General features: G+C 38.1%; 13 protein-coding genes. 10 read left to right on the top strand and 3 right to left on the bottom strand.

Annotated features, from left to right (window positions below):
• The first annotated feature begins 156 nt into the window (after positions 1–156).
• From IGI86_RS16300 to IGI86_RS16280, 5 genes are all read left to right on the top strand, one after another.
• Positions 157–855, top strand: coding sequence for a B3/B4 domain-containing protein (locus IGI86_RS16300; protein WP_430617959.1), 699 nt, complete (start codon positions 157–159; stop codon positions 853–855).
• A gap of 256 nt (positions 856–1,111) precedes the next feature.
• Positions 1,112–3,673, top strand: coding sequence for a cation-translocating P-type ATPase (locus IGI86_RS16295; protein ID WP_430617549.1), 2,562 nt, complete (start codon positions 1,112–1,114; stop codon positions 3,671–3,673).
• A gap of 309 nt (positions 3,674–3,982) precedes the next feature.
• The gene (locus IGI86_RS16290; RefSeq protein ID WP_096741904.1) at positions 3,983–4,444 is read left to right on the top strand and encodes a helix-turn-helix domain-containing protein; all 462 of its coding nucleotides are present in this window, start codon (positions 3,983–3,985) and stop codon (positions 4,442–4,444) included.
• Positions 4,445–4,585: 141 nt separating this feature from the next.
• Positions 4,586–4,792 (top strand): hypothetical protein, encoded by a 207-nt coding sequence (locus tag IGI86_RS16285; protein WP_077454083.1) that lies wholly within the window; start codon positions 4,586–4,588, stop codon positions 4,790–4,792.
• A 1,121-nt stretch (positions 4,793–5,913) separates the two neighbouring features.
• Entirely contained in the window at positions 5,914–6,165 is a 252-nt protein-coding gene (locus IGI86_RS16280; RefSeq protein ID WP_140966159.1) for a hypothetical protein, read from the top strand.
• A gap of 1,181 nt (positions 6,166–7,346) precedes the next feature.
• On the opposite strand, the gene IGI86_RS16275 is transcribed toward IGI86_RS16280, so the two are convergent.
• Both IGI86_RS16275 and IGI86_RS16270 read right to left on the bottom strand, forming a co-directional pair.
• On the bottom strand, positions 7,347–8,213 hold the full coding sequence (locus tag IGI86_RS16275) for an aldo/keto reductase (protein WP_016612537.1): 867 nt from the start codon (positions 8,211–8,213) through the stop codon (positions 7,347–7,349).
• Between the two features lie 75 nt (positions 8,214–8,288).
• On the bottom strand, positions 8,289–8,708 hold the full coding sequence (locus IGI86_RS16270) for a MerR family transcriptional regulator (RefSeq protein ID WP_430617548.1): 420 nt from the start codon (positions 8,706–8,708) through the stop codon (positions 8,289–8,291).
• 389 nt (positions 8,709–9,097) lie between these two features.
• On the opposite strand from IGI86_RS16270, the gene IGI86_RS16265 reads away from it, so the two are divergent.
• The 5 genes from IGI86_RS16265 to IGI86_RS16245 all read left to right on the top strand — a co-directional run bounded on the left by IGI86_RS16265 (position 9,098) and on the right by IGI86_RS16245 (position 16,259).
• Positions 9,098–9,550 (top strand): GNAT family N-acetyltransferase, encoded by a 453-nt coding sequence (locus IGI86_RS16265; protein WP_005230546.1) that lies wholly within the window; start codon positions 9,098–9,100, stop codon positions 9,548–9,550.
• A gap of 1,223 nt (positions 9,551–10,773) precedes the next feature.
• Entirely contained in the window at positions 10,774–11,415 is a 642-nt protein-coding gene (locus IGI86_RS16260; protein WP_430617547.1) for a hypothetical protein, read from the top strand.
• 25 nt (positions 11,416–11,440) lie between these two features.
• Positions 11,441–12,850: an amino acid permease gene (locus IGI86_RS16255; protein WP_005230559.1), complete on the top strand. Its 1,410-nt coding sequence runs from the start codon at positions 11,441–11,443 to the stop codon at positions 12,848–12,850.
• A 29-nt stretch (positions 12,851–12,879) separates the two neighbouring features.
• The gene (locus IGI86_RS16250; protein WP_005233215.1) at positions 12,880–14,274 is read left to right on the top strand and encodes a glutamate decarboxylase; all 1,395 of its coding nucleotides are present in this window, start codon (positions 12,880–12,882) and stop codon (positions 14,272–14,274) included.
• 536 nt (positions 14,275–14,810) lie between these two features.
• A complete protein-coding gene (locus tag IGI86_RS16245; protein WP_101699455.1) occupies positions 14,811–16,259 on the top strand; it encodes a helix-turn-helix domain-containing protein in 1,449 nt (482 codons plus the stop codon).
• 294 nt (positions 16,260–16,553) lie between these two features.
• Here the strand turns inward: IGI86_RS16245 and IGI86_RS16240 are convergent, their stop codons facing one another.
• Positions 16,554–16,943: a DUF1093 domain-containing protein gene (locus IGI86_RS16240; protein WP_430617546.1), complete on the bottom strand. Its 390-nt coding sequence runs from the start codon at positions 16,941–16,943 to the stop codon at positions 16,554–16,556.
• Positions 16,944–17,245 lie beyond the last annotated feature (302 nt).

Below are 17,245 nucleotides of genomic sequence, written 5' to 3'. Positions count from 1 at the left end.
ATTCATGCTACCTAGGGTAGGAAGCACAGGTAGCTGATATTTTGTTAAAAAGGATATAGCTCGGCTGGCTGCTGAATAAACAGAGAGCCTGAAAAATAAAGGACATGAATTTGTTCAAATAAACTAAATAGGAGTGTAGAGAAAGTGAAGAAAATAATGATCGATCAAGAATTTTGGGCACTATTTCCAGAAGCACAAGTCAACTGCCTTGTTGTAAAAAATATAAACAATGTTGCCGATGCTGCACACGAAACGTTTTTTACTGACTTGCTAAAAAGTAGTAAAGAACAAGCGAAGCGCTACTTAACGACCGACACCTTCAGTGAAAACCAAGTGATCCAAGAATGGCGAAGTGCTTTTCAGCAATTTAAAACGAAAAAAGGGGTACGCGCTTCCATCGAAGCACTGTTGAAACGGGTGAATCAAGACAGAGAATTTTCTCCCATCAATCCTTTAGTAGATATTTATAATAGTATCTCCTTGAAATATGGTGTCCCTTTAGGCGGAGAAGACCTCGATACAATCGTTGGCGACCTTCATTTAGGCGTTGCAAAAGGTGGCGAATCTTTCTTTCCCTTAGGTGCAGATACTGATTCCCCAGCCTTGGAAAAGGAAGTCATTTACTATGATGAGAAAGGTGCAATCTGTCGATGCTTAAATTGGCGGGAAGCCCAACGTACGATGCTAACAGAAGCGACCACCAATGCTGTTTTATTCATTGAATCGATCAATGAAACGCAACGGGCTCGGGCGAATGAAGCAATCAAAGAGTTAAGTCAGTTGGTTCAAGAGTATTTTAAAGTAGCAGGTAATGATTATGTGCTAAGTAAAGAAAGTCCTGAAATCATTTTGTAAGGGCGAGCTTCTTGTCTATAGGATCAGAATGTACACGTACTTTTTCTCGATTTTGCATACCATTCTCTCATTTTGATTGATCGGTCATCGTGAAAATCTTGACCCAAATATTCGGATGTGCAATAATTAGGTGGAATTTAAATAATGACATTAGATTTGTTCGCCGGAATAAATCTTATTGAAGTCAGAAAAACTAACCTTAGGCTTTTATGGTTAGTTTGTCTGACTTCTTTTTTGTTTTAGGAGGTATAGGCAGATGTTAAAAGAACAATTGAAAGAAAAAGGAAAGAGCCCTAACCAGTCGGGACTTTCCAGTAAAGAAGCAGAAATGAAGCTAGAAAAATATGGGTTTAATTCCATAGAAAGCACAGACGAGAAGCATTTTTATGACTATTTGAAAGAGTCGATGAAGGATATTACCATCTTGATTTTAATCGTTGCAACGCTCTTATCTAGTTACGTTGCATTTCAAAACCATCCTGATGATTTTACGGAACCAATAGTCATCTTTTCAATTGTCATTCTTAATCTATATTTGTCGATTCGACAGCAAAAACATGCGGAAAAATCAATGAGTGAATTAAATAAAATGAGTGTTCCCGTGAGTAAAGTATTCAGAGATGGGGTGTTAAAAGAGATTGAAAGTTTGAACATTGTTCCTGGTGATATTGTTCAGTTGGCATTAGGGGACCGTATTCCAGCAGATGCTAAGCTTTTAACGAGTAGTAATTTCTTTGTTGATGAGTCGTTTCTAACTGGTGAAAGTGAACCAAGTGAAAAAGATCCCACCTATATTTCTTCTAAAGAAGATTCTTTAGGGGACAGAAAAGACTTGGTTTTTTCTGGCTCATTAGTAGTCACAGGAAAAGCAAACGTTCGAGTTGAAAAGACAGGAATGAATACGGAAATTGGTAAAATATCGAGCTTATTAAGCAAGGAAGAAACAACCATAGCACCTCTACAAATAAAAATGCAAAAACTGGGGAAAGTTCTAGGCCTAATCGCTATTCTCTCTGGCTTTCTAGCGATTGCTATAGGAATCAGCAAAGGATTGTCTTTAGAGACCAGTATCATGACTGCAATATCAATGGCTGTTGCTGCTATTCCAGAGGTTTTGCCAGTCGTAGTAACAATCTCTCTAGCTGTTGGGATGAGGAATATGGCACTGAAGAAAACCATCGTTAGGACTCCTTCAACAGTAGAAACCGTTGGGGGTGTTTCAATCATCTGCTCAGATAAAACTGGAACAATTACCGAAAATAAGATGATCGTGAAAGAAGTTATTATGATGAAGGATAGACTGACTTCCTGCTTAGAAATAACAGAAGAGAAGGAAAAAAATCTCTTGTTTCTCTTCTATCTTGCTAGTTCGATGGAAGAAAATGCAACAGTAACCAGTAATCCAACAGAGTTGGCGATCAGAAAAAAACTGGCATCGCTCTTCACTAAAGAGGAACTAGGTAAAGTCGCTTCAACCTTTGAACAGATTCATGAAGTTCCCTTTGATTCAAAACGAAAAAGGATGACTGTCTTATATAAAGTAAACGACCAATATGTTTCTGTCACAAAAGGGGCTTTTGATCGCTTGGATCTCATTGATGCGAACAACCCTGCCTACTTGAACAAGCATGATGAGTTGGCCAATCAAGCATACCGTGTTTTGGGCGTTGCTTATAAAAGATACGATGAAAAACCTACACGTCTTACTGAAGAAATTCTTGAAAGTCAGTTAGAGTTTGCAGGATTTGTTGGGATTATCGACCCAGCTCGGCCCGAAAGCTATATGGCTGTTTCTATTGCAAAACAAGCAGGGATTCAAACCGTAATGATCACAGGGGACCACTTACTAACAGCAAAAAAAATCGCAGAAGATGTAGGAATTCTCACCGATGGGAAAAAAGCAATGACCGGCGCGGATTTACATGAAATGAGCGATGAAAAATTAGCCCATGTGATTGATGACTATCGAGTCTTTGCCCGTACTTCCCCAGAAGATAAAATTCGAATCGTAAAAGCATTTCAAAAAAATGATGAGATTGTCGCTATGACTGGCGATGGTGTCAATGATGCACCTGCATTAAAAGCAGCTGATGTAGGGATCGCAATGGGAGGTGGCACAGAAGTAGCAAAGGAAGCTTCTGATATGGTTTTAGTAGACGATAATTTTGCGACGATTGTTCAGGCGGTTGAAGAAGGACGACGGGTATACAGCAATATCAGAAAATCATTATACGCGATGCTTGGTTGCAATATTTCTGCACTGACGATCGTTTTAATTTCCTTGCTCGTTGGGTGGGGAGCACCTGTTACAGCGGTTCAATTGTTAATCATAAAAGTAGTTGCAGATGGAATCCCAGGAATGAGTCTTAGCATTGAACCAGTCGATAAAAAAGCAATGATGGAAGCCCCGATCGCTAAATACACGAGCATTTTTGCGCAAGGATTATTGGTAAAAATTGTAGAAATTTCAATTGTTTTTACAGGCGTCACATTAGGCGCGATTCTAATTGGACGTCTAGAATCGATAGAGGTTTCGCAGACAATGACATTTATTGTATTGGGATTATCAACTATTGTGCATATGTTTAATTGTAGAAGTAAAGAATCTATCCTGAAGCTGCGTTTTTTGAGCAATCCGTTGTTAGTAATGACAACCTTCATAGGTGCATTGATCATTATCTTGTTAGTAACGATTCCATTCACGCAAACCATTTTTGGCTTTGTCTCTCTTCGTGCAGTTGACTGGCTATGGGTAATCGGCTTATCCATTTTTCCTTTAGTGTATATTGAAGTGAAAAAATACTTTGGCTTGTTTTAATGTGAATGATAGGAAGAGAATCTTCTATTAACATATTTTCTTGAGAAATGAGGGAGGGCAAAAACTGGGAAGTTTTTGCGTCTCCTTTAATTATTTACAGATGCTTATGATTTCTGGTTTGATAGTATTTAGAAGATATCAGAATGCACAACAACTATTGTTGTAAGGAAAGATTCGGTAGTATATTTCAGGTAAATCACCAGAAGTAGCTAAAAATCCCCTCTATTCTACTCTCTTTTTCAAGAATTCCTGTTAAATGGTAGGTTTTATGTCAAAATGAAAGGTAGAAATCGATGAGGAGTGGTCAATATGAAAGAAACGATATTAGCAATGAAGCTGAAAGAATATAGAGAAAAAAACAAGCTAACGCAAAGTATGCTAGCAGAATTATTAGAAGTAAGTGACAAGACAATCTCAAAATGGGAGTTAGGTGCTACCTACCCTAGCAAAAAAAATATGATCAAAATAGCCGAAGAATTGGATATCTCATTAGAAACATTACTTTTGGAAGAAACTAAGAAAGACAATGAGAATTTAAAAGTAAGTATCAAGTATGGGGTGATTAGTTTTTGCTTGCTCTTTTTTGTCACGATGATCGTTACTTCGTTCAATCAAGACTTCAGCACGATTATGAATCTTTCTATTCAAGAAAAATTTGGTGTGCTTTTAAACACTGCTTTAAAATTATTGAGCATCTCGGTGCCGCCAGCGATCATCATTGGCTCCGTGTTTTATTTTTATATCTTCCCTAAAAATAAAAAAGAGAACTAACCATTTCCTCGGTTTCGACAGAAATGGTAGATTAGAGTATAGGAATCAAGTCATGGACAGAAAAACGCATTTTAGATAAAAAGAATGCTCAGTCTGGCTAGTGTGAAAAGCGCATAAATTTTATAAGAAGGGGAGAACAGGATGGGGTTATTTGGTAAAAAGAAAGAAGTCAGAAATTTAACGAAGGAAGAAGAAGCAGAGATCAAAGAAGAAATGGCACGACAAATGCTTTCAAAAAACGAAAATGATATTGGCATGGTCAAGAAAATTAAAGTCCTGACAAACATGAGTACAGGACAAGCGAAAGACCTATTCCTGAAATTTAGGGATGAGTTAACCGAGAATTAATCGGATAGGGAGTCAGATAGCGATTGCCCTTCAAGAAGGCGATATTTTGCTTATTATGTTTCTTTCAAAATTGAGATGAATAGAAAGGGAGAATAGATATGAAGAAAAAAAACTCTGAAAAATGGTATTTTTGGGTACTTGTTGTCATAATGGTTGTTGTCTTTTTCTATCTTACTAAGTAAAGAGAATGAATTTTCTTGAAAATAAACACTTACTAAGAATGACTATTTTTTAAGTTATGAATGGATGATGATTTTATGAAAAACGAATATGGATTTACCTTGATTTCAGTTTTAACTATGTTATCCATTAGATTATTATATTGATGAATGAAGCATTCAGAGACCCATTGTTTTCTGAATGCTTTTTTCATCTACAAATCATTCTTTGAGAATCCGGCTGTTACGAAAAATCAGTGATAGTGTATTAGAATATATGATGAATTCTGTTGAAGTAAGCGTACGCTACGAATGAACCAAGAGTGATTGAAATGATCGAAGACAATCATGAGAATATTCATTTACGAGACAAAGAACCGTTTAAAAAGTACTGAGTCTTTCTACTACGGGCCACAAAACATGTGTTAGAAAAGAATGGCAATGCACCTTTACTACGTTAAAGAAAAGAAAGTTCTTTTTACAATAAAAACAGTGCCTGACTAAAAATATGAAGTGGATTTTTTAGAGAATCCAGGACAGAAGTCTTTAATAAAATGCCGTTGGTAAGGACGATGATTCGTTTGCTGCTAGCGGTATTTTTGTTAGCATCTCCTCTGATTTTTTCGGAGAAAAGGTCTACCATTTCGGCACTGTCTTAAAAAAGCACATCGATACTCTAAATACGGTGGATAGCGGTGATTTGGATACGTGTTTCTAGTCTTCATAGAGGCAGATTTCAAGTAAGTCGAATGAAGGAAATTAAACACTTCCTATGTTGTTTGATGGAAGGATTATTAGTGAGGAGACTCCTTTATCCAGCTAAGGAATGACTTCTATAGGATGGTTTCCTTGTTAATTGTTGCAAGTGTGATGTGTAAAAATATTTTAAGCTTCTTTTTTTAATGATTGATATGTATAATAAGATGATAAAGCAATAAAGTGTATGCTGAAAAGAGGTCTCTTATGAAAAAATTTGCACTCGGCGTTTTTTGTTTCAGTCTTTTTATCACGGTCGTTGGCTTTTTTTTACAAACGATTTTGATTCCTATTCAAGATTTTGACACAATAAGCCAAGAAGAGCTTAAGAATATCCAACTTGATCTTGCTATTAATTATCCATTAGGAACTGGTATGCTCTATGTCGGACTTCCTTTGTTAGTATGCTCGAGTGGTTATTTGGTTTATTGTTATTTTAAAAATAAATTACGTATGTGATGAATACTTTTGTAAAGAAAGCAGGTCTGAATAGCTATGAACAATCACGAAAAGAATAGAAAACAACGTTTGACTAATAATCTATCGAGTAATTCCTTTAACGTAATGAATACAAAATCAGATCTATCACAAAGCGGATCACCAATACCTTTTCAAAGTGGTGACTTTTCATCAGTTGATCGCAACGTTCATTCTTCAAAAACAGTAACTGAGTTGCTTTGTTTTTATTCAGTAGGGAGTATCATTGCGGCAATTGGGTGTTATTTGTATATTAAACTGCCCTTATTTGCGAATTTACTGGAGAACACGATTTTATCTTTTGCTATTACTTTTGGTATTATCGCCCTAAGCTTTATTATGTCTCATTTTATAACGAAGGTACTTACTGCTCATATAAGAAAAAATTGAAGTAAACAAACAACCAATATCAAACAAATTGTGAGGATAAATAGATGTATTCAAATTACCAGAAGTTGCCGCACTATTTAAAAAAGTGGTATGTATTGTCTTATATTCTACCATTGATTCTTCTTTTATTTATTAATGGCTGGACAGAGTGGTTAACGTTTCCTATAGCAGTAGGAATCCTATTTATTCTTTATGGAATAAGTTGTTTTTTTGCTACCAAGGCGTCTTATGGTAAAAAAGAATGGTTTTTTTTAGATGGTATCACTTTTGGGATTGCGTTGATCGGTCTTTTTATCATTTTCAATTAATAGATAGAAAAGATGGGTTTTTTATGCAGGAACAATTGGGGGAATCTCTTGCTTACATGTTGTCTATCCTTGTGCTGTGTTGGAAGCTGTTATGTTCATTTAAAGATTACTATTTCTTGACGATAGCCATAAGCGTAAAATAAATCTATGGTACCGTAGAAATGTGCGTAGAACTTCTAAAGTTTGATTGGCTGAAGCTAATTTGAGAGGCCAGATAAGCGTCTTAGGCATGTTGTTTTCTACAGTTCTTATCTACGAATGTCTGTCCTTCGTCATTTTTTAGGTCATCATTTAGGTTCCACTGCTAAATATGAAAAGCAACTCCTTGTTCAAAGATGACTCACTGGCCCTATTTCCAAGAACATTGTCATACTGACAAAGAAAAGTGACGACATACAATTCAGTAAGAACTAATACAAGTCCGCTTCCTTTTGCAATGTGAGCGGACTTGTATTGTTTTCCTTATTAGCTTTCAGTATCTAGCATCCGCTCCATAAACCATTCCACTTGTTGGGGGGCATCGTGGTCAAAGAATGCGGACTCTTTTTTATCTAAAGCGGCTATTTTTTCAATGTCTTCCTGGGAAAGCTCAAAGTCAAAAATAGCAATGTTTTCAGCCATCCTTTCTGGACGAACTGTTTTTGCTAAAGCGACAATCCCTCTTTGCATCAACCAGCGAAGAACAACTTGACCAACCGTTTTGCCATATTGCTTGCCAATTTCTGCTAATGTCGGATTGGTAAATAGGTCATGGCGTCCTTCTGCAAAGGGAGCCCAAGCTTCAACTTGGACGTCATATTTTTCATGCCATTCCTGATCTTCCGCTCGTTGATTCCAAGGGTTCACTTCGATTTGATTGATTTGAGGTTTCACCTCATTCAAGCCGACAAACTCGATCATCTTAGCTGATTTGAAATTTGAAACGCCAATTGCACGTAATTTTCCTGTTTTTTGAGCAGCAACCATTGAGCGCCAAGCACCATAAATATCTCCATATGGTTGGTGAATAAGGTAGAGATCAAGATAAGTTAATCCCATTGTTTCAAGCGAATGTTCAATCGTTTCTTTCGCTTTATCTTCGGAAGCTTGGAGAATAAATAATTTAGAGGTAACAAAAAGTTCTTCTCGAGTGACTAGACCTTCAGTGATGGCGCGCTTGATTCCCTCGCCTGTTTCTGTTTCATTTCCATAAATAGAAGCAGTGTCGATCAGTCGATACCCAGCTTTGATTGCTTGGTAAACAGCTTCTGCTGTTTCTTCCAAAGGAATTTGATAAACGCCAAATCCTAGTTGCGGCATGGTGACACCATTATTGAGTGTGATTGTTTGCATAATGTTTCCTCCTCTAATTTTCATTGCATGTTCTATCCTAAACCTTGGAGTTAAGTCCATAGCAAGTGAAAGATGTTACTTTTTTCGTTCCCATAATTTTTCCACTTTATCAGGGGTCATATTTCCTGCTTTAAATTTTGCGATATGCTCATCATACGTTTCTATCTTATAAATAAGTAGGTCTCTTACTTCCTGCATTGCTGCTAACTTTTTCTCTAATTCTTCGAGTTGATCGGCTAAAATCTGTTTCTGAGCTGTTTCGACGTTTTGACTTTCACGTACTTGTGCCAATTGAGCAAATTCAATTAGCGATTCGATCGACAATCCTGCATTTCGTAAATGTTTTGCTAAATAGATCCAGTTTAGATCATTTGTTGTGTACACCCGATAGCCACTCTCATTGCGTTGGACAGGTGGAATCACACCGACTCGTTCATAATAGCGCAATGTGTCTACGCTCAAATCAATCATTTCCGCTGCTTTTTTTATATTCATCGTTGGTTCTCCTTATCTTTTCTATAAGTAATCATAAACCCTGAAGTGGACTCTAGGGCAAGTGGTTTAAAATCGTTTATTGAAAAGAATATATTTTGTTCGTTATGGCGACTATTCGGGAAGAAAAAGCTACAAGCATTTTTATTTCAACAGAATGATTTGAGAAATCATCAGTATTGAAAGCTCCTTTCTTAGTGTGTTTCAAAGCAAGTCATACTCTCTTAGAATTGATTGTTTCGTTATCTATTTGAGCGAGGCAGTTTTTATCCATAGATTTTAAATAAATCCATCTCATGTTATGATGATGTTGAAAATTCTTAACTTGGATCAATGAAACAGCGATTCTTGTTATGAAAAACGAAAATAAGCTGATGAGAGTGTGACTATCCATGAATATAAAAGAAGTAAGTAGTATGAATCAAAAGTTAGAGCAACAATTAATTGAAGTATGGGAGAGTTCTGTTAAGGCGACGCACACCTTTTTGTCAGAGACCGAAATCCAAGCCATTAAGCAATACATTCCAGAGGCATTGCATCATGTGCCACATTTGATTATCGTAGAAAGTGAAAATGGAGAGCCAGCTGGCTTCATGGGGATCTCGGATCGAAATCTTGAAATGCTTTTTATAGCAAATGAACAAAGAGGCAAGGGACTAGGAAGAAAACTCTTGGCATACGGGATGGAAAACTATTCTGTAAATGAACTGGGAGTAAATGAACAGAATCCTCAGGCGAAAGGATTTTATGAGCATATGGGATTTGAGGTATACAAAAGAAGCGAGTTAGACGAACAAGGAAACCCTTATCCGATTCTTTATATGAAGAAAGTTGATAACAAGTAGCTGTTTTTTTAATTCTTTTTTTGGGGGGAAGTTGGCTGCCTATAAGTGTAAAGGAATTGAGGATTGCTTGGCTGTATGCCTAGAAGCTCTAAAATTAGGTTGATTGAAGACGATTTTAGAAACAAGATAAGCGTCACAAGCTTTTTATTTTCAGCAGTCGTTATATACGACTGTCTATCATTCATCATTTTATAGGTCGTCATCATTTAGATTATGCTGGTAATGTGAAAGGCTGCTACCCAATCAAGTCAGCTTCATTTGTAATGCCTCCAAAAAACTTTCCAATTTGAATAAAAAGATAACCCCAAGCAGCCCCCGAAAAATAGTTTCGGGGGCTGCTTGGGGTTTGGGGGCTTAGCTAGCTAAGTAATGAACGATCACTAAAAAATGATCAAAACAGAATAGGCAATTTTTTCTTTTCGATCAAAAAATTTTGATCATTTTATCAAGCAGAGGATGGCACAGGTAAGTGGAAAGTAGGTAGTGGCTATTTTTTTTGTTCAGGATGGGGAAGTAGATTTGTCTAGGATACGCCGGAGGATAAACGTTTTGAGGATCATTTGTTTTTGCCTTACCTATGTGCCATCACTGCGAAAACCCTGTGGATGAAGGCGTCATGTACGACACCAGATACTCGGATGAGAGCTAAAGACGGTTCATTGCCTGTGCCTGACACGCTTTTTCTAACCGCAAAGTCGTAAGGGCTGAAGAGCTGCAACGCTGAATAAGTTGGCTGCCCCGTGCGGTTTTTGGTGTTTTTTGAACCCTACAAGCTGCTATTGCTGCGCGTCTATTCGTCGCAAGCTTGGAAGGTTTTCTCAGAAAATGCCCGTCAGCTGTCAACAGGCTGTCTTTTGCATCAGGAAGCATCAGCGTTCCGACGAATCTTTGTGACACAGTAGGCGCCCACTCATTTTGGGCAACTTCTATCCGAGAAATCGTTGCGTTAGAAGTCTGTCTGTCCTTTCCAGATAAAAGTCAGCTGAAAGAGGGCTGATACCTAACAAAACGGTGGTTAGGACGACCACAAGCGCTCTCAAAAAAACTCAGTCCTTTCTTTTCAATGGTCATTGTTCTTATCTGCACTTCATGATAGCACCGAAACGCGAATTATTTTTCGCGTTTTTTTGTTTTTAAAATAAAAAATTAGATATTCGCTTTTTTGGGTTAAATGGTATACCTGAGATGGAATAAAAATAATAAAAGAAAGGACAGGATTTACAATGAAGAAAACATCATTAGTTGCAGGTTTCGTTTTAGGTGTAGGCGTTTTGTTTACTCTAGGTGCATGCTCAACAGTGGAAGAATCAGGGGAAGTGGTCTCTGGGTCTGGAACGGAAACGTTGATCAGCGATTCGTCAGATGAAGTAGTTGTGGGAAGTGAAAAATTGAGTGATGACGGGTATTTTGAAGAAATCGTAACTAAGGGAATCGATCCGAAAATCAAAGACGTCGTTTGGTATGAAACGAATTATGAAAATTCTGGTTGGGATCACATTCGCTTTTTAGTGAATCATGTAAAAATCGTGAATGTAGAAGAATTCAAAGACAAAGACAAAGAATACAAAACATTGCTTTCACTGAAATATCAATTGTTTAATGAAGATTCGAAAGACAAAAAAATCAAACCTGACAAAGCCTATTTGGTGTTGAATGATGGCAAAAAAGTAGAAGCGGAAGTGTTTGTGGACTACTTAGATGATGAGATTTTGACCCATGACAAACATAAAGATGGCTTTATTCATTTTAAAGTGGCGCAAGAACAAAGTTTGCCAGCGATCAAAGCGGTCGAAATCGAATTTAAAGCAGATGGAGATTTGACACATACGTACCATATTGATCTATCTTCCGCTGCTGAAAAATAGTATCTAACGATAGGAGGTAAAAAAAATGGATACTAGCAAGAAAAAACTATCATTGTTGAGTTTTTTTGCAATAACTGCTTCAATGGTGATGACGGTATATGAGTATCCAACCTTTGCGACATCGAAGATGAATTTAGTTTTTTATTTACTCGTCGGCGGTTTCCTCTGGTTTATCCCTGTAGCCCTTTGCTCTGCGGAGATGGCTACTGTAAAGGGATGGGAAAAAGGGGGACTCTATACCTGGGTCTCAAAAACATTAGGGAGAAAATGGGGCTTTGCTGCCATTTTCTTCCAATGGTTCCAAATCACGGTAGGCTTTATTACGATGATTTACTTTATTGTCGGGGCGCTTTCCTATGCCCTAAATTGGCCGGCTCTTAATACGAATGTTTGGCTGAAGCTGATTGCCACTTTAGTGATCTTTTGGCTGATCACGATCTCGCAATTTGGCGGAACAAAAAATACTGCGAAGATTGCCAAAGTAGGGTTCTTTGTGGGGATCGTCGCAACAGGGATCATTCTTTTTATCTTAGGAATTGTCTACATTGCTCAAGGGAATCCCGTCAAAGTTTCTTTTGGATCAGGCGCTTGGATTCCTGATTTCACGAAAATCAATACACTGGTCGTTTTTGTTTCCTTTATTTTAGCCTATGCAGGGGTTGAATCTTCTGCCAGTCACGTAAAAGATATGGACAATCCTGGAAAGAATTACCCGAAAGCTATTTTGATTTTAGTTGTAGCAACGATTCTTTTGGATACGTTAGGTGGGGCAACGGTGGCTGCCACGATTCCCCAAAATCAATTGTCTCTTGATACTGGCGTGATTCAAGCCTATTCTTATTTGATCCATCATTTTGGCGGCGGAGAATGGCTGGTTCGTTTGATTGCCGTGGTCATCTGTTTAGGTGTCATTGCAGAAATTGCTGCTTGGGTGGTCGGCCCATCGACTGCGATGCTTGAAGCAGCTGAAAATGGCTTGCTGCCAAAACAAATGGCCAAAGTCAATCAACACAATGTCCCAATCAATATCGTTTTGGTACAAGGCATCATTGTTTCCATTTGGGCGGTTGTCTTGACATTAGGCGGTGGAGGCGCCAATCTATCCTTCTTCGTTGCGATGGCGTTGACGGTCTGCATCTATCTGGTGGCTTATGTCCTCTTGTTTCTTTCCTATATTAAATTAGTCAAAGAAAAAGACGACTTAACAAGAACGTATCATATTCCTGGTGGGAAAAATGTGAAAATTGGTGTTGCGATGGTTGGTTTGCTTGTTTCTATTTTTTCTTTCTTTATTTCCTTCTTTCCACCGAGCGATATCGGCACCGGAAAGGGCGGAACCTATTTAGCCATCTTGATCATCAGTTGGCTGATTATTGTCGTGATACCGTTTGTCATCTATAAATATGTAGGTGAAAAAGCAAGCGATAAAAAATAAAAAGCACAACCTATGAGGAGGAGAGCTGCATGTTATTTAGTAAAAAAAATCGAAAAGAAGCCCAATATTTGGAGCCTATCTATGGGAATGAGGCAATGGATCAAGCGATCCCTATGTACAAATTACCAAAAGAGTCCTTGGTACCGCGGGATGCCTATGAATTAGTCAAAGATCAATTGATCGATGAAGGGGTCTCAAGACAAAATTTGGCGACGTTCTGTCAAACCTACATGGAACCAGAAGCAGTCAAAATTATGAGTGAAACCCTTGATAAAAACGCCATCGATAAAACCGAGTACCCACGGACAGCAGAAATTGAAAACCGCTGTGTCAATATGATCGCTGATTTATGGCATGCCCCAGAAGCGTCCGATTTTATCGGTACATCAACGGTAGGCTCAAGTGAAGCGTGTATGTTAGGTGGATTGGCCTTAAAATTTGCTTGGCGCAATCGGGCAAAAAAACTTGGCTTAGATATCAATAAACAAAAACCAAACTTAGTGATTTCTTCTGCCTATCAAGTCGTTTGGGAAAAATTCTGTGTATACTGGGACATTGAAATGCGAACGATCCCTATCGATGAAGAACATGGCAGCATTAATGTTGAAAAGGTCACGGACTATTTAGATGAATATACGATCGGGGTCGTTGGTATTTTAGGAATCACTTACACTGGACGATACGATGATATCAAAGCACTAGACAAGAAATTAGAGGAATACAACAAACACACCGACTACAAAGTCTACATCCACGTGGATGCGGCTAGTGGGGGATTGTACACGCCATTTATGGAACCAGAACTTGAATGGGATTTCCGTTTGAAAAACGTTCGTTCCATCAGTACGTCTGGACATAAATATGGGTTAGTCTACCCTGGTATCGGTTGGGTGCTTTGGAAAGAAAAAGATTTCTTACCAGAAGAGTTGGTCTTTAAAGTAAGTTATCTTGGCGGTGAAATGCCAACGATGGCCATCAACTTTTCAAGAAGCGCCAGCCAAATCATCGGACAATATTACACCTTTATCCGCAATGGGTTTGAAGGCTACCGCTTGATCCACAAAAAGACCAGCGATGTTGCCCAATATTTAGCAAAAGAGATTGAAAACATGGGTTACTTCGATATTTATAATGATGGTTCACGGTTGCCGATCGTCTGCTACAAATTAAAAGAAGATGCCGATATTTCTTGGAATCTGTATGATTTGACGGATGAATTTGCGATGAAAGGTTGGCAAGTCCCTACCTATCCATTACCTGATAATCTATCACATATCAATATCCAACGCTTTGTCTGTCGGGCAGATTTAAGTATGCAAATGGCAATGGATCTGGTGCAAGACATGAAAGAAGGAATCGAGCGCTTGAACAAGCGACCAAGCCGTCATGTTTCATCCGATCAAACCTATGGCTTTTCACATTAAGAAACGGTATCGCTAGAAACCCTTTCATTGCTTTTTTCAATGAATAAAAAGTCCCTTTATGAAACGTTTTTTGCAAGACTGAATGAACATTGGTTTATAGAAAAATCAAAGGCGGTTGCATCGACTGCCTTTGATTTTTTTGTTTGTAAGAACGGGTAAGCACTTGATAGTGTCGTTTTTTAAGAGAAAGTAAAAAAAAAGTGCTTGATAACTTCATTTATTGACATTTCTAGCTTGTGATAGTATTAATTATTAGGGTCTAAATATATTTTTTTAGAGAAGAACGTTTTACATAAACGAAAAGGAAATCTTAGAACGTTGTCGTGAGGGAATTCTTAGGGAAATTCGTCTTGCATCGAGGGTTTTTGTTTGTCAGTCATGGTTTGTTGGGGAGTAAGTGAAGGAAAAATATGTGTAGAAAGGGCCTGTTTTTACTGCGCTTGTTTGTTTCATAAGTAACGTACTGCTATCTTTTTCTGTAAATTGGTTGTAACTATTCTGAATGAATATAGATTTACACTGGAGGAAAAACAGTCATGTATAAAGAAGACTTACTGGATAAGGACTTAAAATTAGAGTATATCTTGCTCAAATTTTTGTATTTATCGACCGGTCATATCAAAAAAAGTGATGCGTGTCGGGAATTAGATATTACGATGCCGACCTTGACGAAATTATCAGAGAGCCTTCAACGGCAACTAAAAAATGAGAAGGTCTCATTTATCATCAATCGTTATACGTTGGAACTGCAAGTAACCGATAGTGTCTCACTGGATGATTTGACCGACACGCTATTGAAAAAATCTGCTAAATATCAAATCATCCATTATTTGTTTCAACATGCAGGCTATGATGCCTTCGTATTGGCTGATGAATTAAACATAAGTGTGGGGACCCTCAATCGATTGATTGCTGAGTGCAATCAGTTGTTGCAGCATTTTGAATTAAAGATCAGAAACAAAAAACTAGTTGGAACGATGACACAACGCATTTATTTTTACTATAATTTTTTCAAAATGGGTGCGACAACGATCGATTCTGTTTTGATCGATGACCTGGTTGCGGAGTTAGCGAAAAAAATAACCTTATCGATTGCCCAACAAAAGCAGCTGAAGATCTGGTTGTTTGTGATTATGAAAAAAGTCACGTCTCACACGACCTTGGGAAGTTTAAGTCCGGAAGAACAAACCAAAATTGAGCGTTGCCAAGAGATGCCCCTCTGTCACTTTATTCGACAGATCTATGCTTCTAAAAAATGTATCTGCTCAGTAGATGAAGCGAAGATCGTGCCATTCTTTATCTGTCTCTTCCTCATTACGGTGGGCGGGATTCCTTACGAGGAACTTCGCTTAGGACTGTACACTAATAAAAATCCCGTCTTTGAGATCACCGATGAAGTCATGGCAGCAATCCAGTCCATTTATCGTCTTGATGCCTCGCATACGACGATCGATATCAAAGCCAATGTCTTTTCCTTAATCGCACAAGTTTATTACTTTCATGGAGTGAATTATTCCATCGATCGAGTCACGCTAAATTATTACCACAAAATGTTTCACAATTCCTTGCGAGATCAAGTGATCTCAGACATTCTGGAACACATTATTGCACCGACCAACTTGTTTACGCCCACGAAACTCAACTATCTCAAGAAACGCCTAGTCTTTTTAATTTATATGTTATCGCCTAAAGAAGAATATCGGGTACGGATCGGGGTCTTAAATATGTGCTCCAGTCTTTTGGCGGATGCTTCGATTTACTTGTTAAAAAATGAACTAAAAGGCAAGCAAAATGTTGTTGTTTTACCCTATACTCCGGACGAGACATTTGACTTGTTGATTTCCAATGCCAATCTCCCCCAATTAGGGAACAATTATGACCAATTTTATCAAGTGACCGCCATTGGTGCCGATTTAGATGTCAATCAGGTTTCTGCGATCGTCGATCAAATTGCTTATTCTAAATATCATTCTTTTGTGGTGTGAGCCATCGCTTGTTAGTTAAAAAGCAGCGAGTCAACGGATAGGTGATTCGCTGCTTTTTCAATTATCTGCGAAGTAGGGAAAGGAAAAGGCGCTTGAATTGCTCTTGTCATTGATGCCGAGATGAAAACAGAGTCAGTCAAGCAGCTTTCTGCTAGATAAATGTGTCCAGTATCCTTGTATAACGTATCGCAACAGAGCAGAAGACATCAAGCGTGAAAATAACAGAAGGGATTCAAAATGCTGATTTTGGAAGGATGTAAAAAAGACCCACATAAAGATGTGAGTCTGCAATCGTTAGTTCTGATTTTCTAATTTCTCTAGAACATTTTTGGGAATTGCGTTTTTTTCAACGCTATTCGGGCCTTTTATTGTACGCTTTTCACTGATCACCGCTTTTACATAAGAATTTGGGGTTAAGGGTTTTGCGTTATCTTCTGATAATGAAACCTCGAGTGTTTGTGTGCTACCATCTTCTTTTACAAAGTTTAACGTGTAATCGTAAGAATACCAAGGCGACTGGTCGCCGATGCCGCTTTTACTTTCATGTTCTACCTTAGGGGGAATCTCAGATGGGACATACGCGTAAGCTGTTTGTCCTGAGTAAGTGGATTGATAATATTCATAGCCTTTGTATCCGGCAAACCCTAAAAGTACGACTAAGACGAATCCGATTATTTTTTTCATATAAACCATCCTTATCCTCAAATATGGAGCTATTATAACAGAATGGTTCTATAGATGACCTTTCATCAGACGAACAGTTTTGCAAGGAGAAACGTTACTAGCCAGTCTAGAAAAAGCCGGGAACGCCGCTAATAAAGGATCCTATCTATAAATCATCAGGGTGTTTTTGCTTAGAGCGCTAGAAATAAGGGGAAAAACAGACGGCAAGACCTTAATTAAAAAACACAGTAAGTGACATGTTTCTTTTTTGTATGCCCAGTAGTAGACTGTTTGATAAGACGTGTCGCTTTTTTTCACTATAG

Origin of the sequence: Enterococcus sp. AZ188 (assembly GCF_050544075.1) — a bacterium.
Lineage (GTDB): Bacteria > Bacillota > Bacilli > Lactobacillales > Enterococcaceae > Enterococcus_D > Enterococcus_D entomosocium.
Note: the sequence above shows the minus strand (reverse complement) of the source record. Positions and strands in the feature narration are given on the sequence as shown.

What these genes read in the sequence shown, in the direction of transcription:
- IGI86_RS16300 (WP_430617959.1), top strand. Translation starts at nt 157, where the DNA reads ATGATCGATCAAGAATTTTGGGCACTATTTCCAGAAGCACAAGTCAAC.
- IGI86_RS16295 (WP_430617549.1), top strand. Translation starts at nt 1,112, where the DNA reads ATGTTAAAAGAACAATTGAAAGAAAAAGGAAAGAGCCCTAACCAGTCG.
- IGI86_RS16290 (WP_096741904.1), top strand. Translation starts at nt 3,983, where the DNA reads ATGAAAGAAACGATATTAGCAATGAAGCTGAAAGAATATAGAGAAAAA.
- IGI86_RS16285 (WP_077454083.1), top strand. Translation starts at nt 4,586, where the DNA reads ATGGGGTTATTTGGTAAAAAGAAAGAAGTCAGAAATTTAACGAAGGAA.
- IGI86_RS16280 (WP_140966159.1), top strand. Translation starts at nt 5,914, where the DNA reads ATGAAAAAATTTGCACTCGGCGTTTTTTGTTTCAGTCTTTTTATCACG.
- IGI86_RS16275 (WP_016612537.1), bottom strand. Translation starts at nt 8,213, where the DNA reads ATGCAAACAATCACACTCAATAATGGTGTCACCATGCCGCAACTAGGA.
- IGI86_RS16270 (WP_430617548.1), bottom strand. Translation starts at nt 8,708, where the DNA reads ATGAATATAAAAAAAGCAGCGGAAATGATTGATTTGAGCGTAGACACA.
- IGI86_RS16265 (WP_005230546.1), top strand. Translation starts at nt 9,098, where the DNA reads ATGAATATAAAAGAAGTAAGTAGTATGAATCAAAAGTTAGAGCAACAA.
- IGI86_RS16260 (WP_430617547.1), top strand. Translation starts at nt 10,774, where the DNA reads ATGAAGAAAACATCATTAGTTGCAGGTTTCGTTTTAGGTGTAGGCGTT.
- IGI86_RS16255 (WP_005230559.1), top strand. Translation starts at nt 11,441, where the DNA reads ATGGATACTAGCAAGAAAAAACTATCATTGTTGAGTTTTTTTGCAATA.
- IGI86_RS16250 (WP_005233215.1), top strand. Translation starts at nt 12,880, where the DNA reads ATGTTATTTAGTAAAAAAAATCGAAAAGAAGCCCAATATTTGGAGCCT.
- IGI86_RS16245 (WP_101699455.1), top strand. Translation starts at nt 14,811, where the DNA reads ATGTATAAAGAAGACTTACTGGATAAGGACTTAAAATTAGAGTATATC.
- IGI86_RS16240 (WP_430617546.1), bottom strand. Translation starts at nt 16,943, where the DNA reads ATGAAAAAAATAATCGGATTCGTCTTAGTCGTACTTTTAGGGTTTGCC.